The following is a 25,037-nucleotide window of genomic DNA, read 5'->3' on the forward strand; positions in this document are numbered from 1 at the left end:
GTGGGGGCGGAGCGGACGGGGTAAGGACGGCCGTCAACGCCGAAGGAAGGAACGAGATGAGCCAGGCACCGGAGAGCGCGGAGAGCACCGAGACGGTCGAGACCCGCGGCGACGAGCGGGTGGACCTGCTCCGTGCGGACACCAACAACGACGGCAAGACCGACGTCTGGGTGGTGGACACCGACGGCGACGGCAAGGCCGACCTGTTCCAGTTCGACACCGACGGTGACGGCAAGGTGGACATCACCATGGTGGACATCGACGAGGACGGCACGCCGGACGAGGTGGTCGACGGCGACGGCGGGCTGCCCCCGGAGCAGACCACCCCCACCGTCCAGGTCTGAGTGGTGCGCCGGAGCCGCCGGGGAGCCCGGCGGCTCCGCCGCTCACCGCAGGGTCAGCGTGGCGAGGTAGTAGGGATGGTCGGCGTCGTCCACGTCGGTCAGTCGCCACGGTGAGCCGTGGACCAGCTCGGCGAACTCGTCGGGCGAGCAGACCAGGTAGTCGAACCACTCGGTGCCGAGCAGCCGGTAGCGCAGCCGCAGCCGCAGTTGCCCGCCGATCCGGCCCCGCCGGCGGTTGCGCTCGTGGTACGCGGTGTGCACCGGGTCGGTGGTGCCGTACGGGTCGGTGCCGTGGGCGATCACCCGGGCGCCGGGTCGGGCCAGCGCGGCGAGCGCGGCCAGCATCGCCGGGGCACGTTCCCGCCCCTCGAACAGCCCGAGATTGTTGCCCAGCAGCAGGAAAGTGTCGTAGCGCGGCCCGTTGGCGGCGTGCTCGTCGACGGTGCCGTGCACCAGGTCGCGTACGCCCCGGTGGCGGCTGACCCGCAGCGCGCCGAGCGAGGTGTCCAGCCCGGTGACCGGCACGCCGCGTTCCTGGAGGTGCAGCGCGATCCGGCCGGCGCCGACGCCGACGTCGAGCACGTGCCCGCGTACCCGGTCCACGGCCCGGTGGTCGTGCGGCTGCCACCGCTGCGGCGGGTCCAGGTAGTGCCCGGCGGGCGCGCCGTTGACGAGCCCGTCGTCGCGCTCGATGATCTCGATGACCGGGCGGGGCAGACGGCCGCCGGCCATCGGGCGCGGTCCGATCCCGGTGGCGACCGCGTACGCGTCGCGGATCATCTCGCCGAACACGTCGCCGATCTCGGGTTCCCCGGTCATGCCCGCAACGCTATCCGGGGGTCGGCGGCGCCGTCGCCGCCGTATCCTTGGCGGCGTGACCGACCTGGACCGCCTGGCGGCGGAGAAGTACGTCCTGCTCACCACGTTCCGCAAGGACGGCCGGGCGGTGCCGACTCCGGTGTGGGCGGTGCGCGACGGTGACGGGCTGGCGGTGTGGACGGTGGCCGACTCCGGCAAGGTGAAGCGCATCCGGCGCGACGGTCGTGTGACCGTGGCGCCGTGCGACGTGCGCGGCCGGCCGCACGGTGAGGCGGTGCCGGGCCACGCGACGATCGCCGACCCGGAGAGCACGAACCGGGTCCGGGGGCTGCTCAAGCAGAAGTACCGGCTGATCGGGCGGCTGAGCCTGCTGGGCAGCCGGCTGCGCCGGGGTGAGCGCGGCACTGTGGGGCTGCGGATCGTGCTGGACGGCCCCGGCCCCGGACGCGATTAAGGGCGGCGCCGCGACGGCACCGCCCCTGATCGGAACGCCGGAGAACGCCGGTTCGTCAGTCTCCCTGGCGCTGCTGGGGGATCTGCCCCTGCAGCAGGGCCCGAACCTCCGACTCGCGGTAGCGGCGGTGGCCGCCGAGGGTCCGGATGGCACTGAGCTTGCCAGCCTTCGCCCACCGGGTCACCGTCTTCGGGTCGACACGGAACATCGACGCCACCTCGGCCGGTGTGAGTAGCGGCTCAGGTTCGTGCGTTCGCGATGCCATCGGGGTCACTCCTCCACATGTATAGACATCGGCCGGGGTCCCGCCGGCCGACGCGTCTCCCATGGTCCGGCTAGTCCCCGATGTCCGACATGGGCCGAACGGCTGAAGGTCGCTAGACGGACGGATGAACCATGCCCGATTTTTACGACTTTTATGCCGCAGAAAGTACCTTATTCGGACTCATGATCACGGTTCGTGACGCATCAGCTACGAGACACTCTCGTGTCCAAGGCCACTTAGCGGGGCAAACCGGGCGTCAGTTGCAGCGCTCCAGCAGCTGCACCGCGCGCCAGCGGGCGACCAGCTTGTCGTACGCGGCGGACGCCTCCTCGGCCTCGCCCCGGCCCAGTCCGGACAGTCCGGTGGCCACCAGCTCGGTCGAGTCGTCGGCTTCGAGCGTCTCGTCCGGCAGCAGTTGCACCAGGCCGCCGTAGTCCAGCTCGACCACCGAGCGCGGGTGGAACTCCTCCAGCCACCGGGCCGCCTCCTCGACCGCCTCGGTGATGGGCGCCTCGCCGATCGACTTGCGCAGCACCGACAGCGCCCGCGACGCCCGGCGGCGCGCCTTGGAGATCTCGGTGCGGTAGCGCAGCGCCCGCCGCGCGGGCTCGGTCACCAGGTGCCGCTCGCCGGCCTCGAACAGCACGAACCAGCGCAGCGGCACGCCCCAGGTGGCGATCTGCTCGTGCACCCTGGGCACCCCGTGCTCCAGCACCCGGGCGCCGCTGCGCCAGTCCTCCACCACGGCCTTGGCCTGCCCGGCGAGCACCGGCGGCACGAACGCGTCGGCCAGCACCGAGGGCACGCCGTCGCGGGCGCTCAGCGCCGCCTCGGCGACCCGGATACGCAGGTTCCACGGGCAGACCAGCAGCGCGTCGTCGGACTCCAGGACGTACGCCTCGTCGGGCAAATCGGGCAGCCGGGTCCAGCCGGCCCCGAGCGCCTCGATCACCGCGGTCCGCTGCCGTACCGGCCCCTCCAGCGGAGCGATGGCGCGGCCCTCGCTGACGTACCGGCGCCAGTACGACTGCCGGTCCCGGTCGAAGGCGGTGAGCGGCTCGTACACGCGCAGGTATGAAGCGAAGAGCGACGGCACGGCGCGATCCTCCCACGAGACGGGACCGCCCGTCGCCGCCCTCGGGCCCGTGGCGTGACATGCGCGACAGTACGGTTCGGGCCGATATTAGGCTCAACGACACCGGCAGCATCCCGCCGGCGTGCCACCAGGTTCCGCGCCCCACAAGGGCGCACACCGACACAGGAGTCAGCCATGGGCGTATTCGCCAGTACCGACGACCCCGTCTCCACAGGGCATGAGCAGGTCGTGTTCTGCCAGGACAAGCAGTCCGGCCTGAAGGCGATCATCGGGATCTACTCCACCGCGCTGGGCCCCGCGCTCGGCGGCACCCGGTTCTACCCGTACGCCAGCGAGGCCGAGGCGCTCGCCGACGTGCTCGACCTCTCGCGCGGCATGGCCTACAAGAACGCCCTGGCGAACCTCGACCTCGGTGGCGGCAAGGCGGTCATCTGGGGTGACCCCGAGCAGATCAAGAGCGAGGCGCTGCTGCGCGCGTACGGTCGCTTCGTCGAGTCGCTGAACGGCCGCTACTACACCGCCTGCGACGTGGGCACCTACGTGGCGGACATGGACGTGATCGCCCGGGAGACCCGCTACGTGACCGGCCGCAGCGTGGAGCACGGCGGCGCGGGCGACTCCTCGATCCTCACCGCCTGGGGCGTGTTCCAGGGCATGCGGGCCGCCGCCGAGCACGTCTGGGGCAGCCCGACGCTGGCCGGCCGCCGGGTCGGCGTGGCCGGGCTGGGCAAGGTCGGCAAGTACCTGACCGCCCACCTGCTCGACGACGGCGCCGAGGTCGTGGCGACCGACGTCAACCCGCGCGCCCAGGAGTGGGCGCGCACCACCCACCCGCAGGTCACCCTGGTCGACGACACCGAGGCGCTGGTGGCCTCCGACATCGACGTGTACGCCCCGTGCGCGCTCGGCGGCGCGCTGAACGACGACACCGTGCCGGTGCTGCGGGCGAAGGTGGTCACCGGAGCGGCGAACAACCAGCTCGCCCACCCGGGCATCGAGAAGGTGCTCGCGGACCGGGGCATCCTCTACACGCCGGACTACGTGGTGAACGCCGGTGGCGTGATCCAGGTGGCCGACGAGATCGAGGGCTTCAACTTCGACCGCGCCAAGCTGCGCGCCACCCGGATCTTCGACACCACCCGGCAGATCCTCCAGCTCGCCGACGACGAGGGGGTGCCGCCGGCGGTCGCCGCGGACCGGCTCGCCGAGCGCCGGATGGCCGAGGTCGGCCGGCTGCGCACGATCCATCTGCGGTGAGGCTCACCTCCGGGGGCGGGGCGGTGCTCCACCCCCGGAGGCGGCGCGCGTTAAGCTGATTCTCGGGCTTGTTCGTACCGGTATGTCCGGTGTCACGGCCAGCCCCGGGGCTCACCCCTTACCCGGTACACTTTGTGACGGCTGGACCACTGCGACGCGCAGGTCCGGTCGACGGTGACCCGAGGTGCCGAACGATGGCATCCCCATGTACCGTAAGAGCCACGAGAGATGCCTGACGTCATCGGGGCCCGCCTTCGGGCTGCCCCGCATTCTGTGCGAGGGGGTCGAGCCATGGGGCGCGGCCGTGCTAAGGCCAAGCAGACGAAGGTGGCCCGGGAGTTGAAGTACCACTCCCCGAACACCGACCTAACCGCCTTGCAGCGCGAACTGGCGGGTAGTGGAAAGTCTGAGCACAACTTCGACGACGACTACAAAGAGTATGTCGACGACGATGACGAGGACCACGCGGACGACGACCCGGACACCTGGGCTCGTCCGACCCGCTGACCTCCGGTCACATCTGAGCACGCGGTAACCCCCGCGTGCTCACGCATGTGCTCTGCTGAGCCGGCGTACGACCGACGATCAGGGACCTGCCGCCCCGGGGCGCACGCTCCGACGCGCCGGCAGGTCCTTGATCGCGGAACCGTCCCTCAGCGCGGCCGGTTGTTCCAGTTGTAGAACGTCGGGATGTTCTCGAAGTGGTTCCACGCGCAGACCGCGTGGGCGCCGTCCCCGCCCGACACCTCCGCCCGCAGCAGCCGCGCTGCCTCCGCCTCGTGGAGCAGAGCGGTAAGCCCCGCAGCGGCGTCCCGCACCCGGTCGGCGACCGCCTCCCGGTCGGTGTCACTGATGGTCTCGGGCATGCTCCAACACTCCCTCCAGTAGGCGGATCTTGCTGTTACGGCAGTGCTCGGTCTCCGTACCGTCGAAACGCCCCAGCTCGAAGTAACGGTTGGCGGCGTGCCCACCGCCGCAGAACCCGAAGTACGGGCAGGACGCCCGGCACGCCTCAACGCCGGCGAGGAACTCGCCCACCCACGGTGTACCGGCCGCGCCGGCGAGGATGTCCCCCAGCGGCGTGGTGAGCACGTTCCCGCTGGCGAAGTCGCCGTACCGGGGGTCGGTGAAGCCGGCCAGCTCCGGTGAGAGCACCACCACCGAGCCGTCGTGCCCGACCGTCGGGATCGGGTCGAGGCTGCGGGGCAGCAGGTCGTCGGCGGTGCCGGCCAGGACCGCGCCCGCGTACCGCAGCGACCACTCCACCTCACGCAGGTGGATCCGGGGATCCCGGCGCCAGGCCGCCACCAGCTCGGCCCAGAACCCGGTGACCGCGCCCTCGTCGCGCGCGTTCGTCCGGGTGTTGACGCCCTCGGTCTCCTCGATGTTGACGCCGAGCACGTCGCAGCCCAGATCGAGGAAGTAGTCGTACAGCTCGGCCGCCAGTCCCGGCTCCGGCCGGGAGACCACAGCGAGCGCCGAGAACGGCAGGCCGTGACGGCGCAGCGCCGCCACGCCCGCCACGATCCGGTCGTACGCGGGCCGCCCGCCTCGGGTGACCCGCTCGCCGTTGCGCGCCCGCGGCCCGTCCACGCTGACACTGACCCGCACCCGGTGCTCGGCGAAGAACGCGCACCAGGCGTCGTCGATCAGCGTGGCGTTGGTCTGCACGTGGTGCTCGACGTCGGGCCCGAACGGCTCCAGCAGCGCGGCCAGGTGCTCCCGGCCGGCCGCGAGCGGCTCCCCGCCGTGCCAGACCACGGAGAACCGGCCGCCCGCCGCCCACGGGTTCACCGACGCCGCCACCGCCTCGGCGACGGCCACCGGCATCCGCCTGTCGGCCGCCCGGAAGGGGAGGTAGCAGTAGGCGCAGTCGAGGTTGCACAGCGTCGTCGGCTGCATCACCACGTACGACGGGACGGCGGCGATGCCCCGCATCCCTTCGGGCGTGCGCGCAGCCATCAGCACCTCCCCCGCCTGCCTGAAAACCGAACCTCCAGGCTAGGCCGCGGCGACCGCTCGGGTGAACCCCCGATCACGTGCCCGGCCGATCGGCGCAGGGTGATCAGCCTCGGGTGTGCTGCCCGACCATCTGCACGTTGCCGGACCCCTCGATGATCTCGCCGGCCTGCCAGGCGTCCACGCCCCGGCCGGTCAGGGTGGCCAGCGCGCGGTCGGCGTCCTCGGCGGAGACGATCGCGAACATGCCGACGCCCATGTTGAACGTCGCCTCCATCTCCGGGTCCTCGATCCGGCCCTTGGACTGGATCAGGTCGAAGATCGGCTGCGGCTTCCAGGTGGAGCGGTTCACCACGGCGTCGACGTTCTCGGGCAGCACCCGGACCAGGTTGCCGGGGATGCCGCCGCCGGTGACGTGGGCCAGCGCCCGCACCTCGGCCTCGGCGATCAGCTTCAGGCAGTCCTGCGCGTAGATCTTGGTCGGGGTGAGCAGCTCCTCGCCGAGCGTCCGCTGGCGGCCGAAGTCGTCGATCACCACGTCCAGACGCATCCGGCCGGCGCCCAGCAGCACGTGCCGGACCAGCGAGTAGCCGTTCGAGTGCAGGCCGGACGAGCGCATCGCGATCACCACGTCGCCCACCTCGACCCGCTCCGGGCTGAGGATCTCGCTCTCCTCCACCACACCGACGCCGGTGGCGGAGATGTCGTACTCGTCCGGGCGCAGCACGCCCGGGTGCTCGGCGGTCTCGCCACCCAGCAGCGCGCAGCCGGCGTACCGGCAGCCGTCCGCGATGCCCGCGCCGATCTCGGCGACCTTGTCCGGCACGACCTCGCCGGTGGCGATGTAGTCGAGCAGGAACAGCGGCTCGGCCCCGCAGGCCACCAGGTCGTCGACGACCATGGCGACCAGGTCGATGCCGACCGTGTCGTGGATGTCGAGCTGCTGGGCGATCACCAGCTTGGTGCCCACACCGTCGGTCGAGGAGGCCAGGATCGGGTTCTTGTACTTCTTCGTGTCCAGCCGGAACAGGCCGGCGAAGCCGCCCAGGTCACCCATGACCTCGGGGCGCCGGGTCTCCTTGACCTTGGACTTGAGCAGCTCGACCGCGCGGTCGCCCGCCTCGATCGACACCCCGGCGTCGGCGTACGAGACCGAGCGTTTGCGCTGCGTCCGGCCGGACCCCGCCGACCAGGGCTGGCGGTCGCCGCCGGCGCCCGTCGGGCTGGATCCTGCGCCGCTGCGCTCGGACACGTGCGTCACGGTTCTCCCCTTTGTGGTTCCCGCGGGCCCGGAGCGGCCGGACCCGCGTCGGTGGTGCTACGGGTGGTGGGTCGGTGTGGCGACGAGCGGACCGGTCGGCCCGGCCGCCTCGGCGGCGACCCGGCGTCCCACTCCTTCGAGCACGTGCTTGCCGATCAGGTTCCCGGCCGGCAGTTCGATCGGGTACTCCCCATCGAAGCACGCCCGGCAGAGCCGGCTCTTCGGCTGCTCGGTCGCGGCGATGAGGCCGGGCAGCGATACGTAACCGAGCGAGTCGGCGCCGATCGAGCGCCGGATGCCCTCGTTGTCCAGCCCGTTCGCGAGCAGCTCGGCGCGGGTGGCGAAGTCGATGCCGTAGAAGCAGGGCCAGCTCACCGGCGGCGAGGAGATCCGGACGTGGACCTCCAGCGCGCCCGCCTCGCGCAGCAGCCGGACGATCGCCCGCTGGGTGGTGCCCCGCACGATCGAGTCGTCCACCACCACCAGGCGCTTGCCGCGGACGTTCTGCCGCAGCGGGTTCAGCTTCAGCCGGACACCGAGCGCACGCAGCGTCTGCGAGGGCTGGATGAACGTGCGCCCGACGTACGGGTTCTTCATCAGGCCCTGGCCGTAGGTGATGCCGGATTCCTCGGCGTAGCCGATCGCGGCCGGCGTGCCGGACTCCGGCACCGGGATCACCAGGTCGGCCTCGACCGGGTGCTCCTTGGCGAGCTGGCGGCCGATCTGCACCCGCGCGGCGTGCACGTTGCGGCCGGCGATGGTGGCGTCCGGCCGGGCGATGTACACGTACTCGAAGAGGCAGCCCTTGGGCTCGGGCGAGGCGAACCGGCTGGACCGCAGGCCGTTCTCGTCGATGGCGATCAGCTCGCCCGGCTCGACCTCGCGGACCACGCTCGCGCCGACGATGTCCAGCGCGGCGGTCTCGCTCGCCACCACCCAGCCGCGTTCGAGCCGGCCGAGCACCAGCGGGCGTACGCCGTGCGCGTCACGCGCCGCGTAGAGCGTCGACTCGTCCATGAAGACGAAGCTGAACGCGCCGCGCAGCTGCGGCAGCACCTCCAGCGCGGCCGCCTCGACCGACAGGTCGGGCCGGCTGGCCAGCAGCATGGTCACCAGCGAGGTGTCGTTGGTCGAGCCGTCGGAGTCGAGCCCCCGCACGGCCGCCTCGCGCTGCAGCTCGGCGGTGTTGACCAGGTTGCCGTTGTGCGCCAGCGCGATTGTGGTGCCGGCGCTCGTGGCCCGGATGGTCGGCTGGGCGTTCTCCCAGGTCGAACCGCCGGTGGTGGAGTAGCGCGCGTGCCCGATGGCGACGTGCCCGCGCAGGCTCGCCAGCGTCGGCTCGTCGAACACCTGGGCGACCAGGCCAAGATCCTTGTAGACCACGACACCGGAGCCGTCGCTCACCGCGATGCCCGCGGCCTCCTGACCGCGGTGCTGGAGGGCGTAGAGCCCGAAGTAGGTGAGGTTGGCGACCTCTTCACCCGGCGCCCAGACGCCGAAGACGCCGCACGCGTCCTGCGGGCCGGGTCGCTGGGGGTCAAGGTCGTGGCTCAGCCGGCCATCGCCTCGGGGCACCTGCCGCTCCCTCGCAGTGGGGTCTGGACTGGCCTGGCGGAGTCGGGGGGTCAGCTCCGCACGCATGGGCCGGGACCGTCGTCGGGTCTCAGTGTACGCGACCAGCAGTCGATACCGACAGTCACGAAGCGTCCGCTCAGCGTGAGCAGAGTTTGCGCTGCTTGAGGCCTAAATAGGGAGGTACGGGGAGAGGTCAGCCCGATTTCCGGACACCCGGACGCGACCCTCAGTGACCGTTTCCGCCCATCCCCGGCGCCCGGTGGCGACCGCCAGCCAGGTGGCCGGATCCATCTCCACCACGTTCGGCGGCGTACCGCGGGTGTGTCGTGGACCACTCACGCACTGGACCGCACCGTAGGGTGGTACGCGCACCTCCACCGATCGGCCGGGGGCGCGATCCGCGAGGGCAGCCAAGAGGGTCCGGACCGCCTCCCGGAGCACCGGCCGTTCGGGCGTACGCCCCTCGTCCAGCGCCGCCAGGGCGGCGAGTACCGCTTCGGAATAAGCGTGCGGAGAGGACACGACGGGACGATACGACCCGGCAGAAGGCCGCCCGACGGCGGCCCTGGGTAGAGATGATCCGGTCAGACAAGGCATAGTTGCCGACGGCGTTATTCGTACCGTGAGTGATCAACCTCGGCCGAGCGGCCGGCGGGGAGATCAGACCCGGAAGGCGGTGGACGTGTCAACACACCGACGTGCCTGGAAGCAGCGGGCCGGTGTGGTCGTAGCGCTGGTCTTCGGCGCCCTGCTCACCGTCCCCGCAGCTCCCGCCTTCGCAGCCAGCGTCAACGTCTCGCCGGGATCGGTAACGGTCAACGCCGGCAGCGACGCCACCGTCACCGTCACCGTCAACCCCGAGGGCAGCGACACCAACGGCGACATCAGCCTGAGCGGCCTGCCGTCCGGCGTCAGTTGCACCAGCGGTTGCGGCGGCATCGAGTTCAACCCGCCGGGCACTCCCAAGGTCCAGATCCTCACCCTGCGCGCGAACGACAACGCGGGTGACGCCAACTCCTCCGTGACGGTCCGGATCCAAGGTGTCGGGCGGCCGGACACCGCGAACTTCAACCTCACGGTCAAGGGCAAGGCGGCCCCGCCCACGCCTGACCAACCGCAGACCGTCAAGACGGTGTCCGGCAAGGTGGTCAACGCCGACGGCGATCCGATCGAGGGCGCCCTGGTCATGCTCCGCGACAGCGCGGGCAAGGAACGCCGCACCAACACCAGCGGCAACGGCAACTTCAGCTTCAGCGGCTCCGAGTCCAACCCGATCGCGCCCGGCCGGATCGACCTCGGCGCCTCCACCGACGGTGCCTCACCCGTCGCCCGGTCGATCAACGCGAACGCCGGCCAGTCGGTGACCGGCGTCCGGCTCAGCATCCAGCTGAAGGCGTCGGCGAGCCCGAGCGCCAGCCCGTCGGCGAGTGAGTCCGCCCCGCCGTCCGAGGAGCCGCTCGACGAGGAGGCGACCGACACCCCGTCGGCCGAGGCGCCCGCCGCGCAGCAGCCGGCCGCCAACGAGGACTCCGGCGGCTTCGGCTCCTGGCTTCTCATCCTGCTCGGCGGCCTGTTCGTCGCCGTCGGCGTGGGCACCATCGTGCTGCTCTACATGCGCCGCAAGAACGAGGGCGACGACGGTGACGGCGACGGCCCGGGTGGCCCGACCGGTCCGGGTGGTCCCGGCGCGGGCGGTGCGATCCCGGGCGCCCGGGGCGCCTACCACGGGACCGACGACCAGACCCGGGTCGTCAACGGCATGGGCGCCGGGCCGTCCCCGACGATGGTCGGCGGCCCCTCGATCAGCGACGCCCCCACCATGCTCCAGCGGCCGGTCGTGGACGACGTCCCGCCGGACCCGTACGGCGCACCTCCCGGCCCGGCTTACGGCGCCGGTGGCCAGGGCGGCTACGGCTACGGCGACGACGCACCGGGCCAGGGCGGTTACGGCGGCGCGGGCGGCTATGGCAACGCGCCCTCCTCGGGCGGCGGCTACGGCAACGGCCCCTCCTCCGGTGCCGGCTACGGCAGCCCGGACTACGCGGCAGGTGCCGCGGCCGGCGCGGCCGGTTACGCGGCCCAGGGCGCCGGCTACGGCAACGAGCGCTTCGACGAGCCCACCGGCCGCTACACCGGTGACAGCACGCAGTACGCGCCGGCCGCCGACCCGTACCCGACCGGCACCTACCAGCCGGAGCAGGACCGCGGCGGTTACGACCAGGCCGGCGCGGCCCCGTACGGCCGTGGCCCGGAGCAGGGCGACGCTTACGGCGCGGCCGGTGGCTACGGCGGCGCCGCGTCGGGCGGCTACGACAGCGGCGCGACCGGCGGCTACGACAGCACCCGTCAGCAGGGCGGGTACGGCGAGCCCACCGGCGCCTACGGCAACGCCGCGGGCGGTGGCTACGGCGACAACCCGACCGGCGGATACGGCGACGCCCCGGCCTACGGCGGCGGTCGCGCGGCGGGCGGCGGGTACGGCGACGGCGCGACCGGCGGCTACGACAGCGCCCCCACGGGTGGCTACGGCGACGCCCCGGCCGGCGGCTACGACACTGGCCGTCAGCAGGGCGGATACGGCGACGCCCCCGCGGGTGGCTACGACAAGGGCGCCGGCGGCTACGACAGCGGCGCGACCGGCGGGTACGACAGTGGCCGCCAGCCGGGCGGTTACGGCGACCCGGCCGGCGGCTACGGCAACGCCGGTGGCGGTTACGACGGCGGCCACCAGTCCGGTGGCTACGGTCAGCAGGGCGGCGGGTACGGCGACGGCTACGGCCAGGCCCCGCAGGGCGGTTACGGCCAGCAGGGCGGCTACGGCCAGGAGCCGCCGCCGCAGCAGCGCGGGGGCGGCTACGACAACGCCTACCCGAACGACCCGGCGCAGGCGGGTCGCGCGCGCCCGGACGGGCAGGCGGACCGTGGCGGACGACGCCTCGACTGGCTGGACGACTGACAGCCACCAGATGTGAGAACTGTGGCCGCCCGCGAACAGCGGGCGGCCACAGTCGTCAGCGAACCCCGCAGGACGGGAGCGGAAGCGGCGCTCAGGCGGGGGCGAAGTAGCCCTGGCGGAGCACCGGCACCACGTCGGAGACACCGACCTCGGTCGCGACCGCGACGTCCTCGGCGAAGCCGCCCTCGGCGAGTTCCCGCCCGGAGACGCATCCCCGGACGGCCGCCGGCACGTCCGGCGTGCTCGCCAGCGCGGCGAGCGCCATCGCGGCCTCCACCGAGAGCCCGCCGGGCACCCCGGCGAGCGCGTCTAGCACGCACGCCGCACCGAGCTGGTCCTCCACGCACGGCCGGAGTGACCCGTCGGGCCAGCGCTCCCCGGCCGCCACCACGCCCACCGGCGCGTCCTTCGAGCCGTACCCCTCGGCGCGCAGCCAGCGCCCGACGGCGGGTGCGTTACGCAGGCACGCCGCGACCACCGGCAGTCCGGTGGCGCTCGCGGCGGCGCTGATCGCCGAACCGTTCGGTGACGGCAGCACCAGGTCGGCGACGACCGGCGCGGCCCGCAGCGCCGCCGGGGACAGCGACCACTGGTGCTCCGCCGTCGTCTTCCGGCGGCCCACAGCGGCCACGGCACCCACCCGGCGGGCGTAGTCGGCGGCCTGCTCGCCCCACGGGAACGGGTGCACCCGCATGCCACGGCTCACCGCCACCTCCACGGCGGTGGTGAACGACAGCACGTCCACCACCACCAGGGCGGCACAGACCCGGCCGAGTTCCGCCGCCCCGGTCAGTCCCCAGTCGAACCGGGCACCGGAGCCGGGTTGGGTGAAGACGGCCAAGGCCAGCGCCTCAGCGCTGACCCGGCGCCGGCTCACCGGAAGCCGGACCGTCGGACCCGTCGGCAGCCGCCGACTCGTCCTGGGCCGGGGTTCCGTCGACTGCCGCCGTACCGTCGGCCGGCGTCCCCTCGTCGGACGCCGCAGCGGGCGACTCGGGCTCCGCCGCGGCGACGGGCGCGGACGACTCGGCGTCGGCCGGCGGGGTGTCCCGGCCGGCCTTGGCGATCGGCTCGGCGTCGACAGCGGCCGGGTCCACGCCGACCGGCTGCTCGGCCGTGGCCGGAAGCACAGTGGTCGTCCCGGTACGGGTCGCCTCGACCTCCACCCGGGCCGCCTCGGCCGCGCCGAACAGGCGCGGGAGCGTACCGGTGTGCGCCTCGCGCAGCTCGTCCAGGCCGATCCGGAACTGGCCGTGCACCTCCAGCGCGCCGGAGGCCGGGTCGGTGACGCCGATGAACTCCCACGGCACGCCGCGCTCGGCGCAGAGGGCGGTGAACGCCTTCTCGTGGCCGCGCGGCACCGACACCAGCACGCGGCCGGCGGACTCGCTGAACAGGAAGACGAACGGCATCGAGCCACCGGCGAAGTGCTCCGGAACCACGACCCGGGCGCCCACGCCGCGGCGCAGGGCCGACTCGACCAGGCTCTGCGCCAGGCCGCCGTCGGACAGGTCGTGCGCGGAGCTGAGGTGCCCGACCCGGGCCGCCTCGGCCAGCAGCTCGGCGAGCTGCCGCTCGCGGGCCAGGTCGACCTGCGGCGGGATGCCGCCCAGGTGCTCGTGCGTCACCCAGGCCCACTCCGAGCCGGACAGCTCGACGTGCGTCTCGCCCAGCAGGAACAGCTGGTCGTGGTCGCCGGCCGGACGCGGCACGAAGCCCATCGGCACCCGGTCGGCGACGTCGTCCAGCACGCCCAGCACGCCGACCACCGGGGTGGGGTGGATGGCTGCGGCGCCGGTCTGGTTGTAGAAACTGACGTTGCCGCCGGTCACCGGGATGCCCAGCTCCAGGCAGCCGTCCGCCAGGCCGCGCACGGCCTCGGCGAACTGCCACATCACGCCCGGGTCCTCCGGCGAGCCGAAGTTCAGGCAGTTGGTCACCGCGATCGGCTTCGCACCGGTCACCGCCACGTTCCGGTACGCCTCGGCCAGCGCCAGCTTCGTCCCGTGGTACGGGTCGAGGCGGGCGTACCGGCCGTTGCCGTCGACGGAGAGCGCGACACCGAGGCCGCTGCGCTCGTCGATCCGGATCACGCCGGAGTCCTCCGGCTGGGCGAGCACGGTGTTGCCGAGCACGTACCTGTCGTACTGCTCGGTGACCCAGGTCTTGTCGGCCAGGTTCGGCGACGCGATCATGCGCAGCACGGTCTCCCGGAGCGCCTCCGGGGTGCTCGGCCGGGGCAGCGTCTCGGCGCGGTCGGCCTGGAGCAGGATCAGGTCGGCCGGCTCGCGCATCGGCCGGGCGTACACCGGGCCGTCGTCGACCAGCGAGCCCGGCGGCACGTCCACCACGAGCTGGTCGCGCCAGGTGATGACCAGCCGGCCCGGCTGGCCGTCCGCCGACGGCGCGGTGACCTCGCCGATGGCGGTGGCCCAGACGCCCCACTTCTCGGCGGTCTTGAGCACCGCGTCGAGCTTGTCCGGCGAGACGACGAGCAGCATCCGCTCCTGGGACTCGCTGGCCAGGATCTCGTGCGGCTCCATCGACGGCTCGCGCAGCGGCACCCGCTCCAGCCAGACCCGCATGCCGGTGCCGGCGGAGGCGGCGGTCTCGGTGAGCGCGCAGGTCAGGCCGGCGCCGCCGAGGTCCTGGATGCCGACGACCAGTTCGGCGTCGTACAGCTCCAGACACGCCTCGATGAGCAGCTTCTCCATGAAGGGGTCGCCCACCTGCACGGACGGGCGGCGCTGCTCGCTGCCCTCGTCGAAGGTGGCGCTGGCGAGCACCGACACGCCGCCGATGCCGTCGCGGCCGGTCTTGGCGCCCATCAGCACCACGATGTTGCCGGGGCCGGTGGCGTCTTTCTTCTGGAGCCGGTCGACCGGCAGCACGCCCAGGCAGAGCGCGTTGACCAGCGGGTTGCCCTGGTAGCAGGGGTCGAAGACGACCTCGCCGCCGATGTTGGGCAGGCCCAGGCAGTTGCCGTAGCCGCCGACGCCGGCGACCACGCCGGGCAGCACCCGGGCGGTGTCCGGGTGGTCGGCCGCGCCGAAGCGCAGCGGGTCCATCACGGCGACCGGGCGGGCGCCCATGGCGAGGATGTCGCGGACGATGCCGCCGACGCCGGTCGCCGCGCCCTGGTACGGCTCGACGAAGCTCGGGTGGTTGTGCGACTCGACCTTGAAGGTCACCGCCAGATCGTCGGAGACCCGGACCACGCCGGCGTTCTCGCCGATGCCGGCGAGCAGCCGGTCACTCGGGGGCGCCTTCTCGCCGAACTGGCGCAGGTGCACCTTGCTCGACTTGTAGGAGCAGTGCTCGCTCCACATGATCGAGTACATGGCCAGCTCGGCCTGGGTGGGCCGGCGGCCGAGGATGTGCCGGATCCGGTCGTACTCGTCGTCGCGGAGGCCCAGCTCGGCGTACGGCTGAAGCTCCTCCGGCGAGTCGGCGGCCCGGGGAACGGTGTCCACGCCCAGCGCCCAGTCGTCGGTCGGGCCGGCCTGCGGCACCACGCCCTGCGGCTCGCGCAGGGCCGGGTCCGGATGGGTGGTCATGACGTCTCCTTGCTGCGCTCGCCGCCGGTGCGGCGGGTGGGCCGACCGATGTTCCCGGCCACCATCACGCCGGCGCTCCCACCAGATGCTTGAGCACCGAGGTGAAGAAGCCGAGGCCGTCCAGGGAGGGGCCGGTGAGCGCCTCCACCGCGTGCTCGGGGTGCGGCATGATGCCGACGACGTTGCCGGCCTCGTTGGTGATCGCGGCGATGTCGCGCTGCGATCCGTTGGGGTTGCCGCCGACGTAGCGGGCGACGACGCGGCCCTCGCCCTCCAGCCGATCGAGCGTCGCGGTGTCGGCGACGTAGCAGCCCTCGCCGTTCTTGACCGGGACGAGCACCTCCTGACCCGGCTGGAACGCGTTCGTCCAGGCGGTGCCGGTGCTCTCGATCCGCAGGACCTGGTCCCGGTTGCGGAAGTGCAGGTGCTGGTTGCGGGTGAGCGCGCCGGGCAGCAGGTGCGCCTCGCAGAGGATCTGGAAGCCGTTGCAGATGCCCAGCACCGGCAGGCCACCATGCGCGGCCTGGACGATCGTCTCCATCACCGGGGCGAACCGGGCGATGGCGCCGCAACGCAGGTAGTCGCCGTAGGAGAAGCCACCGGGCAGGACGACCGCGTCCACCCCGTGCAGGTCCGGGTCGCCGTGCCAGAGCCGGACCGCCTCGGCGCCGGCGATCCGTACGGCCCGGGCCGCGTCCCCGTCGTCGAGGGAGCCGGGGAAGGTGACCACACCGACCCGGGCGGTCACGACTGCGCGCCCGCGGTCTCGTCGGCGGTGACCACGCGGACGGTGAAGTCCTCGATGACCGGGTTGGCCAGCAGCTTGTCGGCAATCTCCCGGGCCCGGTCCAGGTCCGGTTCGCCGGTGAACTCGATCTCGATCCGCCTGCCGATCCGAACCGAGGCGACGTCACTGACACCGAGGCGGGGCAGCGCGTTTGCGACGGCCTGGCCCTGCGGATCGAGGATCTCGGGCTTGAGCATGACGTCGACTACGACGCGAGGCACTGGGCACTCCTGACTGTGTACGCAGTTGGGTGCCGGCCCAACAATCGGGCGAGCGCAGCCAGCCTACCTGGCAGATACCGCCCGGCCCGCACCGGCCGGGGGCAGTTCCGGCACCGATCGGCCCCGCCGGCGGCGCCGGACGGACACCGTTGCCCGTTCGTTGCGGCGTCGATGCGAATTCGTTGCGCTCCGTGCTCGCGGGCACCCCTCAGCAACACCTCCCAGCAGGCATTCTGCCGCGAAACACCCCACCTTGGACCGGTATCCGACAGCGGGCCCGCGAGGCACGCGGCGCGCGTCACGCCATCGGCCTGATTCGATCCGCACCTTGTGACAGAGGGCAGCGCGGCCGTAGCATGCATCGTCAGACGTCGATGAGTTAGATCGACGTCCCTCGCCGGCCCACCCCATCCGGCGGGTGTCACCCCCCGCCCGGCACCCCCGGGCGTCCGCGCAGAAGGAGCCCCGACATGCGCCTCCGTCCCCTGCTCGCCGTGCTGACCACCGCGCTGGCCGGCGTCCTGGCCACCGCCTCCGGCGCCACCGCCGCGCCGGCCGGCCCGCAGCCGATCATCGGTGGCGGCACCGTCTCGTCCGCCCCGTGGGCCGCCGCCGTGTTCAGCAACGGCTCGTTCACCTGCTCCGGCAGCGTGATCGCGCCCCAGTGGGTGCTCACCGCCCGGCACTGCGTCAGCGGCACCATGTCGGTCCGGGTCGGCAGCGTCTACCGCGCCTCCGGCGGCGTCACCCGCACCGTGAGCGCCTCCTACACCCGCTACGACCTGGCCCTGCTGCGCCTGTCCAGCACGGTCAGCACCTCCGCCGTGTCGCTGGCGAGCAGCAACCCGCCGGTCGGCTCGACGAACACCATCTACGGCTGGGGCATGACCTGCTACAGCGGCTGCAGCGCGTCGTCGCAGCTCAAGACCGCCAGCGTCCAGGTGACCAGCAACAGCGCCACCGACGCGTACGGCGGCCAGGCGATCCGGAGCACCCGGATCAACGGCAACGCGTGGCGGGGCGACTCGGGCGGCCCGCAGTTCTACAACGGCCGGCAGGTCGGCGTCGCCTCCACCGCCGACGGCCAGAGCATCCAGAACTACGGCAGTGTCGCGTACAACCGGTCCTGGATCACCTCGACGGCCGGTGTCTGACGGTTGATGCCGATGCGGCGCGGATCGGCCGGGTGCGACCCGGCCGTCCGCGCCGCGCCGTTTTTCAGCATCCGGTCAGCTGAACACGGCTCGCGAACCACCCGGCCGGGGACTGACAGCATCGGAAGCGTGCTGGTCGTGACGACGGATCAACTGCCCGGCTACGAGATCCGCCAGATCCTCGGCGAAGTGGTCTCCTCGATGGCGAGGACCCGCAACCCGTACCGCGAGGGGGTCAAGAACCTGCGCGGTGGCGCCTACGACCCGTTGGCGCCGGACAACCTGACGCGGTGGCGTACCGACTCGGTGGCGCGCCTCGGCGAGGAGGCGCGCCGCCTGGGCGCGAACGCGGTGATCGGCATGCGCTTCGACAGCCGCGACTGCGGCGAGATGTGGATGGAGATCTGCGCGTACGGCACGGCGGTGATCGTCGCGCCGAAGATGCCGGACGTCATGCCGCCGGACCAGCCGGCGATCGCGGCCGAGACCGCCCACGACCCGGAGATCGCCTCCGCCCCGGGCGGCATCGCCGAACCGGCCAGCGCCCCCAACCTGAGCTCCGCAGCCGAAACCCCCACCGGCCCCTGACCAACGCTGCCTGCCGCCTTCACCGGGTCGATCATGAAGTTGACGGCAGGAACGATCTCCCTGAGTGCCGCCAACCTCATGATCGACCAGAACAGGTCAGAGGATGGGGGGTGGGGAGTAGGCGGCGGCCTGGGGGTGGGACTCGACGACCTTGGTGATTCTTGCGGTCACCCGGGCGACCTGGTCGGTGGCGGCGCCGGCGAAGGCGTTGCGGTCGGCCACCAGGGTGTCGATCTCGGCCCGGGTCAGACCCAGCCGGCCGTCGGCGGCCAGCCGGTCGAACAGGTCGTTCTCGGGCGCGCCCTTCTCCCGCATGGCCAGCGCCACGGCGACCGCGTGCTCCTTGATCACCTCGTGCGCGACCTCCCGGCCCACACCCCGGCGTACGGCGGCCACCAGGATCTTCGTGGTGGCGAGGAACGGCAGGAAGCGCTCCAGCTCCCGGTTGATCACCGCCGGGTACGGGCCGAACTCGTCCAGCACGGTGAGGAACGTCTGGAACAGGCCGTCGGCGGCGAAGAACGCGTCGGGCAGCGCGACCCGGCGCACCACCGAGCAGGAGACGTCGCCCTCGTTCCACTGGTCACCGGCCAGCTCGCCGACCATCGACAGGTAACCCCTGATGATCACCGCGAAGCCGTTCACCCGCTCCGACGAGCGCGTGTTCATCTTGTGCGGCATCGCGCTGGAACCGACCTGGCCCGGCTTGAAGCCCTCGGTGACCAGCTCCTGGCCCACCATCAGCCGGATCGTGGTGGCCAGCGACGACGGCGCGGCGGCCACCTGGGCCAGCGCGGAGAGCACGTCGAAGTCCAGCGAGCGCGGGTAGACCTGGCCGACGCTGTCCAGCACCCGGCTGAAGCCCAGGTGCCCGGCCACCCGCTGCTCCAGCTCGGCCACCTTGCCGGCGTCGCCGTCGAACAGGTCGAGCTGGTCGGCGGCGGTGCCCACCGGACCCTTGATCCCGCGCAGCGGGTAGCGGCCGATCAGGTCCTCCAGCCGCTCGTACGCGATCAGCAGCTCCTCCGCCGCCGACGCGAAGCGCTTGCCCAGCGTGGTGGCCTGCGCGGCGACGTTGTGCGACCGGCCGGTCATCACCAGCGCCGAGTACTCACCCGCGTGCCAGCCCAGCCGGGCCAGCGTGGCGACCACCCGGTCCCGGATCAGCTCCAGCGAGGCGCGGATCTGGAGCTGCTCGACGTTCTCGGTGAGGTCGCGGGAGGTCATCCCCTTGTGCACGTGCTCGTGCCCGGCGAGCGCGCTGAACTCCTCGATCCGGGCCTTCACGTCGTGCCGGGTGACCCGCTCCCGGGCCGCGATCGAGGCCAGGTCGACCTGGTCGACCACCCGCTCGTACGCCTCGACCACCCCGTCCGGCACCGGCACGCCGAGATCACGCTGGGCCTTGAGCACCGCCAGCCAGAGCCGGCGCTCCATCCGGACCTTCTCCTCCGGCGACCAGAGAGCGACCAGTTCGGGCGAGGCGTACCGGTTGGCGAGCACGTTCGGGATCGTCGTCACGTACCTCAGTCTTTCACGACGCCCGGGCCGGCCCGGCGACGTCGGTCCCCGGTCCGGCCTGTGGGCAGGCCGGACCGGGGGCGCCGTCAGCCCAGCCGGATCTCCGGGTCCAGCGCGACCGCGGCCATCTCCTCGGCCGTCAGCAGGTGCCGGTCGCTCGACGAGTGCGCCTGCACTGTCACCTGGGTGCCGTCGGTCCGTTCGACGTGCGCGTACCGGACGGCGACCCGCTGCCGTGGCGACGCGGGTGGCGCACGGTAGCCCTCCACGTCGTACGTCAGCACCCGCTCGCCGTTGGGCCCGGTGAAGGACCGGCAATCAATCATGCCCTCCCTGCACTCGTCCGGGCCGATCGCCTGACCCGGAAGCGGCCGCCCGACGTTGACCGCCAGGTAGGACCGAACGGTGCCCCGGGCAGCGACACCCACCCCGAACCAGCCGGTCATGGACTCCCACCGGAACGGTTTCACCGACCACTGAGGGTCGTCGGTGAGCGGGCCGTTCCAGGTCTTGTGGTCGGTGACCGGATCGGCGCCCCGTACCCACCGCAGGTCCGCGGCCTCCCGGTCGAGCGCGGCCAGCATCGCCGACCGCAGGCGCTCCGGCTGGGTCCGGGCGGTGGCGGACGCGGCCGAGTAGGCGGGCGCCGGACCACCTGAAGCACCCGGCTGCACGACCACGCCGGCGCCGAGTGCCAGTGCCAGCACCGCCGTCGCCGAGGCGTACGCGCCCATCCGTCGCCGCCGACGCCGGCCCTCCCGCGCCACCAGGCCGTCCACGTCCACCGCCGTCGGCGGCGCGTCACCGATCGCCTCGTCGAAGATCTGCCGGTACGTCATCTCTGCCTCCCGCTCTCCACTGCCGAATGGTGCGAGGCGAGCAGCCGCAGCGTCTCCAGCGCACGGGCGGCCTGACTCTTCACGGTGCCGGTGCTGACGCCCAGGATCTGCGCGGTCTCCTCGACCGACAGGTCGCAGTAGAAGCGGAGCACCACGACCGCCCGTCGCCGCGGCGCGAGCCGGCCCAGCATCTCCAGCAGCATCTCCCGCTCACCGACCGCCGGCTCCCCGGCTGTCAGGTCCACCCGGTCCGGCACCTCGTCGGTGCTGCGCTCCCGCCGCCACGGCCGGCGCCGCTCGTCCAGCCACGCGTTGGTGAGCATCCCCCGGACGTACGCGTCGAGGTTGTCCGCGTCGAGCGCCCGCCGCCAGTTGCGGTAGAGCTTGCTCAACGTGATCGACACCAGGTCGTCCGCCGTGTGCCAGTCCCGGCAGAGCAGGTACGCCGTTCGGCGCAGCGGCTCCAGCCGGGCGGTCACGTAGTCGCGGAACTCCTCGTCACGCCCGGTCACGGAGTGCCGCCCCTCGTTCGCCTCATACCCAGGGGACGGAACGGAGCACCGGTTGGGTTGCCGGCGACCGTCACCGATCTCCGCCGCTGATCGTGATCCGGCCGTTCCGACATGTCGGGCGGGACAGCCGCGCCGGGCGGCTCAAGCGAGGATCGTCCGGTCCGGATCGATCCGGACCGTTCTCTTCTTCATGGGGGATCCAGATGCGCAGACCGTCCCTGGCCGGGCTGACCGTAGCCGCACTGGCCGGCGGCTCCCTGCTGCCCCTGGCCACACCGGCCCAGGCAGCCGACGCGACGACGCTCTACGTCCGGCAGAACTCGGCCGCGTGCTCCGACACCGGGCCCGGCACCCAGGCCGCTCCGTTCTGCTCGATCGGTCCGGCGGTGGCCCGGGTCGAGGCCGGGCAGACAGTCGACATCGGCGCGGGCACGTACGCGGAGCGCGTGACGCTCGCCCGCTCCGGCACGCCCGACCAGCCGATCACCATCCGGAACACCGCCGGCAGCAACGGCCGCATCAGCGGGCCGGAGGCCGGGGTGCTGGTCGACGGGCAGCACGACGTCGTGCTCCGCGACCTGTGGATGACCGCACTCGCCGACGTGCCCGGCCTCGATCTGCGGGACTCCAGCGGAATCACTGTGCAGGGCGGGTGGTACGCCATGTCGGGCAGGTCCGCCACGCCCGTCGTCCGGTTCGCCGGGGTCACCCGGTCGACCCTGTCGCAGACGACGATCACCACACCGGGCAACGGCATCGTCCTCGACGCCGCGACGACCGGCGTCGCCCTCCGGTCCCTGGTGCTGTCCGGGGGCAGGCTCGGCGCCGACGTCGGGCCCGGCACGGGTGCCCGGGTCGACGGGCCGGGAAACCAGGTGTCGAGCAGCACCATCTCGGGCTTCGACGGCGCGGCCGTCCTGGTCGGTCCAGACGCCACCGACACCGAGGTCGTCAACAACCAGGTGTCCGAAGGTGACGGCATCGGGATCCACAACAACGGGGCGGCCCGGACGGCGATCAGCAACAACGAGGTCCAGGGCCGCTGTTCGGGGGCCGTCCGCGTCGACGGCTCGTCGGCGGGCGCGTCGGTGCAGAACAACGTCCTGGTCAGCAACGTCGCTACGACCTGCTCCGACAAGCCGGTGCTGGAGCTGTACGACGATTCCGGCAAGCGGGTGACCGTGGACTACAACAACACCGCTCAGACATTCGTCCCGAGCGCGTCGAGCTACTCCTGGAACGGCACCACGATGGATCTGGCCCGCTTCCGGACGGTGTCCGGGCAGGCCGCTCACGACAGGGAGGGCAGCGGGGCCGCTGTCCGGGAGGACTCAGCGAACTCGGCCGCGCCCGGCTACCCGGCCACGGACCGCACCGGAGCGGGCCGGGCGGACAACCCGGCGGTGCCGAACACCGGCGCGGGCCCGGTCCCGTGGGCCGACCGGGGACCGACCGAACTCCTCGGCACTCCGCAGGCCGTCCTCGACATCAGGTACGACCCGGACACCTCCTCGGTCACGCTCGACGCGTCCGCGTCGACTCCCGGTTACGTCCCCCTGACCACGTACGTGTTCGACTTCGGTGACGGCACCGTGGTGACCCAGGACAGGCCGGTCGCCTCCCGCACCTACACGCGGACCGGCACGTTCACCGTCTCGGTGAAGGTCTCCGGCAGCGACGGCCGCGTCGGCGCCTCGCTCGGCCTGCTGGTCAGCGTGCTGCCGCGTACCGGGTCGATCGGTCTGCTGTCGCTGCACAACCTGCGCTTCGCGAACGCGCCCACCGCCGGATCCGACGTGCAGGCCGACCAGGCCACGATGGGTGCGGGCGGCCAGTTCGACCTGATGGACGCGGGCAACGGGCGGATCGCCCTCTTCTCCCGTGCCACCGGCAAATATCTGAGCAACAACGGCGACGCGATCAAGCCGCTCTTCCCCACGGTGGCCTCGAACTCGACGTTCGAGCTGCTCCGCAACGCCGACGGCACGGTCAGTCTGCGGGGGGAGAACGGCGGCTACGTCGGTGTCTCGTCGAGCACCGCACTCACCGCTGTCGCCTCCACCATCAACACCCGGGAGAAGTTCTACCGGGTGAACGTCGCCGACTCGAACCGCACGCTCAAGGCCGCCGTCAACGGCAAGTACGTCAGCGCGGAGAGCGCCGGCGCGAAGCCGCTGATCGCCAACCGCGACGCCGCCGGCCCGTGGGAGACGTTCGACCTCGCGGATCTCGGTTCCGGGCAGGTGGGTGTCTTCTCGCACGCCAACAGCCGCTTCGTCTGCGCGGACAACGTCGGCCTCAACCCGCTCATCGCCAACCGCACGAGCGCCGGCGCGTGGGAGAAGTTCACGGTGACCCGCAACGCGGACGGCACCACCAGCCTCAAGGCGACGATCAACAGCAAGTACGTCAGCGCCGACAACGTCGGCACCAACCCGCTCATCGCCAACCGGACCACCATCGGTCTCTGGGAGAAGTTCACGGTCGGCGGCTGAGCCGTCCTCGACACCCGACGCCCGCCCGGCTGCTCGCCGGGCGGGCGTCGCCCGTCAGCGCTCCAGGATCGCGGTCACGCCCTGCCCGCCGGCCGCGCAGATGGAGATCAGGCCGCGCCCGCTCCCCTTCTGATCCAGCAGCTTGGCCAGCGTGGCGACGATCCGGCCGCCGGTGGCGGCGAACGGGTGCCCGGCCGCCAGCGACGAGCCGTTGACGTTGAGCTTGTCCCGGTCGATCGAGCCGAGCGGGGCGTCCAGGCCGAGGCGCTCCTTGCAGAACTCCGGCGACTCCCAGGCGGCGAGAGTGGCCAGCACCTGCGAGGCGAACGCCTCGTGGATCTCGTAGAAGTCGAAGTCCTGGAGGCTCAGCCCGGCCCGGGCCAGCATCCGGGGCACGGCGTACGCGGGGGCCATCAGCAGGCCCTCGTCGCCGTGCACGAAGTCGACGGCGGCGGCCTCGGACCAGGAGAACCACGCCAGCACCGGCAGGTTGTGCGCCTTGGCCCACTCCTCGGAGGCGAGCAGCACCGTCGAGGCGCCGTCGGTGAGCGGCGAGGAGTTGCCGGCGGTCATGGTGGCCCGCTCGGCGTCCGCGCCGGAGGCGCCGAAGACCGGCTTGAGCGAGCCGAGCTTCTCCAGGCTGGTGTCCGGCCGCAGGTTCTGGTCGCGGGTGAGCCCCAGGTAGGGGGTCATCAGGTCGTCGAAGAACCCCTTGTCGTACGCGGCGGCGAGCCGCTGGTGCGAGCGCAGCGCCAGTTCGTCCTGCGCGGTGCGGTCGACGTTCCAGCGCAGCGCGGTCCGGGCCGCGTGCTCACCCATCGACAGCCCGGTACGGGGTTCGGCGTTGCGCGGGATGTCCGGCTTGAACGGCTGGTGCGGGCGCAGCTTCGCGGCGATCTTGAGCCGTTCGCCGAGCGTGCGGGCCGAGTTGAGCTGGATCAGGGTGCGCCGCATGTCCTCGTTGACGGCGAGCGGCGCGTCCGAGGTGGTGTCGACGCCACCGGCGATGCCGACCTCGATCTGCCCGAGGGCGATCTTGTTGGCGACCAGGATGGCTGCCTCCAGCCCGGTGCCGCAGGCCTGCTGGATGTCGTACGCGGGGGTGTGCGGGTCGAGCCGGGAGCCGAGCACCACCTCGCGGGTGAGGTTGAAGTCGCGGGAGTGCTTGAGCACCGCGCCGGCCACGACCTCGCCGACCCGCTCGCCGGCCAGCCCGAACCGGGCGACCAGCCCGTCGAGCGCCGCACCGAGCATGTCGGCGTTCGACGCGTGCGCGTAGCGCGAGTTGGACCGGGCGAAGGGGATGCGGTTGCCCCCGATGACCGCGACCCGCCGGACACTCTGCACGATCGGCCTCCCTCGAAACTGTTGCCCGAA

At 72.4% G+C, this 25,037-nt stretch carries 24 protein-coding genes; 8 read left to right on the forward strand and 16 right to left on the reverse strand.

Annotated features, from left to right (window positions below; all coding sequences use genetic code 11):
- Positions 1–56: 56 nt before the first annotated feature.
- The gene (locus tag ACN27C_RS07410; protein WP_013283434.1) at positions 57–344 is read left to right on the forward strand and encodes a hypothetical protein; all 288 of its coding nucleotides are present in this window, start codon (positions 57–59) and stop codon (positions 342–344) included.
- A 42-nt stretch (positions 345–386) separates the two neighbouring features.
- Here ACN27C_RS07410 and ACN27C_RS07415 read toward each other — a convergent pair whose 3' ends face one another.
- Positions 387–1,163: a class I SAM-dependent methyltransferase gene (locus ACN27C_RS07415; protein WP_422750789.1), complete on the reverse strand. Its 777-nt coding sequence runs from the start codon at positions 1,161–1,163 to the stop codon at positions 387–389.
- 55 nt (positions 1,164–1,218) lie between these two features.
- Between ACN27C_RS07415 and ACN27C_RS07420 the strand changes: the two genes are divergently transcribed.
- Complete coding sequence (locus ACN27C_RS07420; RefSeq protein ID WP_120572276.1) at positions 1,219–1,617, forward strand: PPOX class F420-dependent oxidoreductase; 399 nt, start codon at positions 1,219–1,221, stop codon at positions 1,615–1,617.
- A gap of 55 nt (positions 1,618–1,672) precedes the next feature.
- On the opposite strand, the gene ACN27C_RS07425 is transcribed toward ACN27C_RS07420, so the two are convergent.
- On the reverse strand, positions 1,673–1,882 hold the full coding sequence (locus ACN27C_RS07425) for a BldC family transcriptional regulator (protein WP_007073996.1): 210 nt from the start codon (positions 1,880–1,882) through the stop codon (positions 1,673–1,675).
- Positions 1,883–2,138: 256 nt separating this feature from the next.
- Entirely contained in the window at positions 2,139–2,978 is an 840-nt protein-coding gene (locus tag ACN27C_RS07430; RefSeq protein ID WP_121683171.1) for a hypothetical protein, read from the reverse strand.
- Between the two features lie 174 nt (positions 2,979–3,152).
- Here ACN27C_RS07430 and ACN27C_RS07435 point away from each other — a divergent pair, with 174 nt between their 5' ends.
- Both ACN27C_RS07435 and ACN27C_RS07440 read left to right on the forward strand, forming a co-directional pair.
- Positions 3,153–4,235: a Glu/Leu/Phe/Val family dehydrogenase gene (locus tag ACN27C_RS07435; protein WP_121683172.1), complete on the forward strand. Its 1,083-nt coding sequence runs from the start codon at positions 3,153–3,155 to the stop codon at positions 4,233–4,235.
- Between the two features lie 291 nt (positions 4,236–4,526).
- Positions 4,527–4,742: a DUF3073 domain-containing protein gene (locus ACN27C_RS07440; protein WP_013283429.1), complete on the forward strand. Its 216-nt coding sequence runs from the start codon at positions 4,527–4,529 to the stop codon at positions 4,740–4,742.
- Positions 4,743–4,888: 146 nt separating this feature from the next.
- Here ACN27C_RS07440 and amcA read toward each other — a convergent pair whose 3' ends face one another.
- The 5 genes from amcA to ACN27C_RS07465 form a co-directional block, all read right to left on the reverse strand.
- The gene (gene amcA, locus ACN27C_RS07445) at positions 4,889–5,101 is read right to left on the reverse strand and encodes a multiple cyclophane-containing RiPP AmcA (RefSeq protein WP_120572278.1); all 213 of its coding nucleotides are present in this window, start codon (positions 5,099–5,101) and stop codon (positions 4,889–4,891) included.
- Complete coding sequence (amcB, locus tag ACN27C_RS07450; RefSeq protein WP_422751590.1) at positions 5,082–6,173, reverse strand: cyclophane-forming radical SAM peptide maturase AmcB; 1,092 nt, start codon at positions 6,171–6,173, stop codon at positions 5,082–5,084. The genes amcA and amcB overlap by 20 nt, the downstream gene beginning before the upstream one ends.
- 127 nt (positions 6,174–6,300) lie before the next feature.
- Positions 6,301–7,455 carry a phosphoribosylformylglycinamidine cyclo-ligase gene (purM, locus tag ACN27C_RS07455; RefSeq protein WP_120572279.1) on the reverse strand — a complete coding sequence of 385 codons (1,155 nt, stop codon included), beginning with the start codon at positions 7,453–7,455 and terminating at the stop codon, positions 6,301–6,303.
- Positions 7,456–7,512: 57 nt separating this feature from the next.
- Positions 7,513–9,030, reverse strand: coding sequence for an amidophosphoribosyltransferase (purF, locus tag ACN27C_RS07460; RefSeq protein WP_091414138.1), 1,518 nt, complete (start codon positions 9,028–9,030; stop codon positions 7,513–7,515).
- A 168-nt stretch (positions 9,031–9,198) separates the two neighbouring features.
- Entirely contained in the window at positions 9,199–9,552 is a 354-nt protein-coding gene (locus ACN27C_RS07465; RefSeq protein WP_128137042.1) for a sterol carrier family protein, read from the reverse strand.
- 160 nt (positions 9,553–9,712) lie between these two features.
- Here ACN27C_RS07465 and ACN27C_RS07470 point away from each other — a divergent pair, with 160 nt between their 5' ends.
- Positions 9,713–11,986 carry a carboxypeptidase regulatory-like domain-containing protein gene (locus ACN27C_RS07470; RefSeq protein WP_422750790.1) on the forward strand — a complete coding sequence of 758 codons (2,274 nt, stop codon included), beginning with the start codon at positions 9,713–9,715 and terminating at the stop codon, positions 11,984–11,986.
- A gap of 91 nt (positions 11,987–12,077) precedes the next feature.
- Here the strand turns inward: ACN27C_RS07470 and ACN27C_RS07475 are convergent, their stop codons facing one another.
- The 4 genes from ACN27C_RS07475 to purS all read right to left on the reverse strand — a co-directional run bounded on the left by ACN27C_RS07475 (position 12,078) and on the right by purS (position 16,551).
- The gene (locus ACN27C_RS07475) at positions 12,078–12,827 is read right to left on the reverse strand and encodes a 2-phosphosulfolactate phosphatase (RefSeq protein WP_421499360.1); all 750 of its coding nucleotides are present in this window, start codon (positions 12,825–12,827) and stop codon (positions 12,078–12,080) included.
- A 10-nt stretch (positions 12,828–12,837) separates the two neighbouring features.
- Positions 12,838–15,543, reverse strand: a complete 2,706-nt coding sequence (purL, locus tag ACN27C_RS07480; protein WP_422750791.1) for a phosphoribosylformylglycinamidine synthase subunit PurL — start codon at positions 15,541–15,543, stop codon at positions 12,838–12,840.
- 64 nt (positions 15,544–15,607) lie between these two features.
- Positions 15,608–16,291: a phosphoribosylformylglycinamidine synthase subunit PurQ gene (purQ, locus tag ACN27C_RS07485; RefSeq protein ID WP_357235648.1), complete on the reverse strand. Its 684-nt coding sequence runs from the start codon at positions 16,289–16,291 to the stop codon at positions 15,608–15,610.
- Positions 16,288–16,551 carry a phosphoribosylformylglycinamidine synthase subunit PurS gene (purS, locus tag ACN27C_RS07490; RefSeq protein ID WP_013473439.1) on the reverse strand — a complete coding sequence of 88 codons (264 nt, stop codon included), beginning with the start codon at positions 16,549–16,551 and terminating at the stop codon, positions 16,288–16,290. Before purS ends, purQ begins: the two co-directional genes overlap by 4 nt.
- Positions 16,552–17,021: 470 nt before the next feature.
- On the opposite strand from purS, the gene ACN27C_RS07495 reads away from it, so the two are divergent.
- The gene (locus ACN27C_RS07495; protein ID WP_120572283.1) at positions 17,022–17,705 is read left to right on the forward strand and encodes a S1 family peptidase; all 684 of its coding nucleotides are present in this window, start codon (positions 17,022–17,024) and stop codon (positions 17,703–17,705) included.
- A gap of 12 nt (positions 17,706–17,717) precedes the next feature.
- Complete coding sequence (locus tag ACN27C_RS07500) at positions 17,718–18,293, forward strand: YbjQ family protein (protein WP_199733047.1); 576 nt, start codon at positions 17,718–17,720, stop codon at positions 18,291–18,293.
- Between the two features lie 96 nt (positions 18,294–18,389).
- Here the strand turns inward: ACN27C_RS07500 and purB are convergent, their stop codons facing one another.
- The 3 genes from purB to ACN27C_RS07515 all read right to left on the reverse strand — a co-directional run bounded on the left by purB (position 18,390) and on the right by ACN27C_RS07515 (position 21,165).
- A complete protein-coding gene (purB, locus tag ACN27C_RS07505) occupies positions 18,390–19,814 on the reverse strand; it encodes an adenylosuccinate lyase (RefSeq protein ID WP_422750792.1) in 1,425 nt (474 codons plus the stop codon).
- A gap of 86 nt (positions 19,815–19,900) precedes the next feature.
- The gene (locus ACN27C_RS07510; protein ID WP_422750793.1) at positions 19,901–20,653 is read right to left on the reverse strand and encodes a hypothetical protein; all 753 of its coding nucleotides are present in this window, start codon (positions 20,651–20,653) and stop codon (positions 19,901–19,903) included.
- Entirely contained in the window at positions 20,650–21,165 is a 516-nt protein-coding gene (locus tag ACN27C_RS07515; RefSeq protein ID WP_422750794.1) for a SigE family RNA polymerase sigma factor, read from the reverse strand. The genes ACN27C_RS07510 and ACN27C_RS07515 overlap by 4 nt, the downstream gene beginning before the upstream one ends.
- A 203-nt stretch (positions 21,166–21,368) precedes the next feature.
- On the opposite strand from ACN27C_RS07515, the gene ACN27C_RS07520 reads away from it, so the two are divergent.
- Positions 21,369–23,660: a right-handed parallel beta-helix repeat-containing protein gene (locus ACN27C_RS07520; RefSeq protein WP_422750795.1), complete on the forward strand. Its 2,292-nt coding sequence runs from the start codon at positions 21,369–21,371 to the stop codon at positions 23,658–23,660.
- A 54-nt stretch (positions 23,661–23,714) separates the two neighbouring features.
- Here the strand turns inward: ACN27C_RS07520 and ACN27C_RS07525 are convergent, their stop codons facing one another.
- Positions 23,715–25,007, reverse strand: a complete 1,293-nt coding sequence (locus ACN27C_RS07525; protein ID WP_121682931.1) for an acetyl-CoA C-acetyltransferase — start codon at positions 25,005–25,007, stop codon at positions 23,715–23,717.
- Between the last annotated feature and the right edge of the window lie 30 nt (positions 25,008–25,037).

It is taken from the genome of Micromonospora sp. WMMD1219 (assembly GCF_049315215.1).
In the GTDB taxonomy this organism is placed as follows: domain Bacteria; phylum Actinomycetota; class Actinomycetes; order Mycobacteriales; family Micromonosporaceae; genus Micromonospora; species Micromonospora tulbaghiae.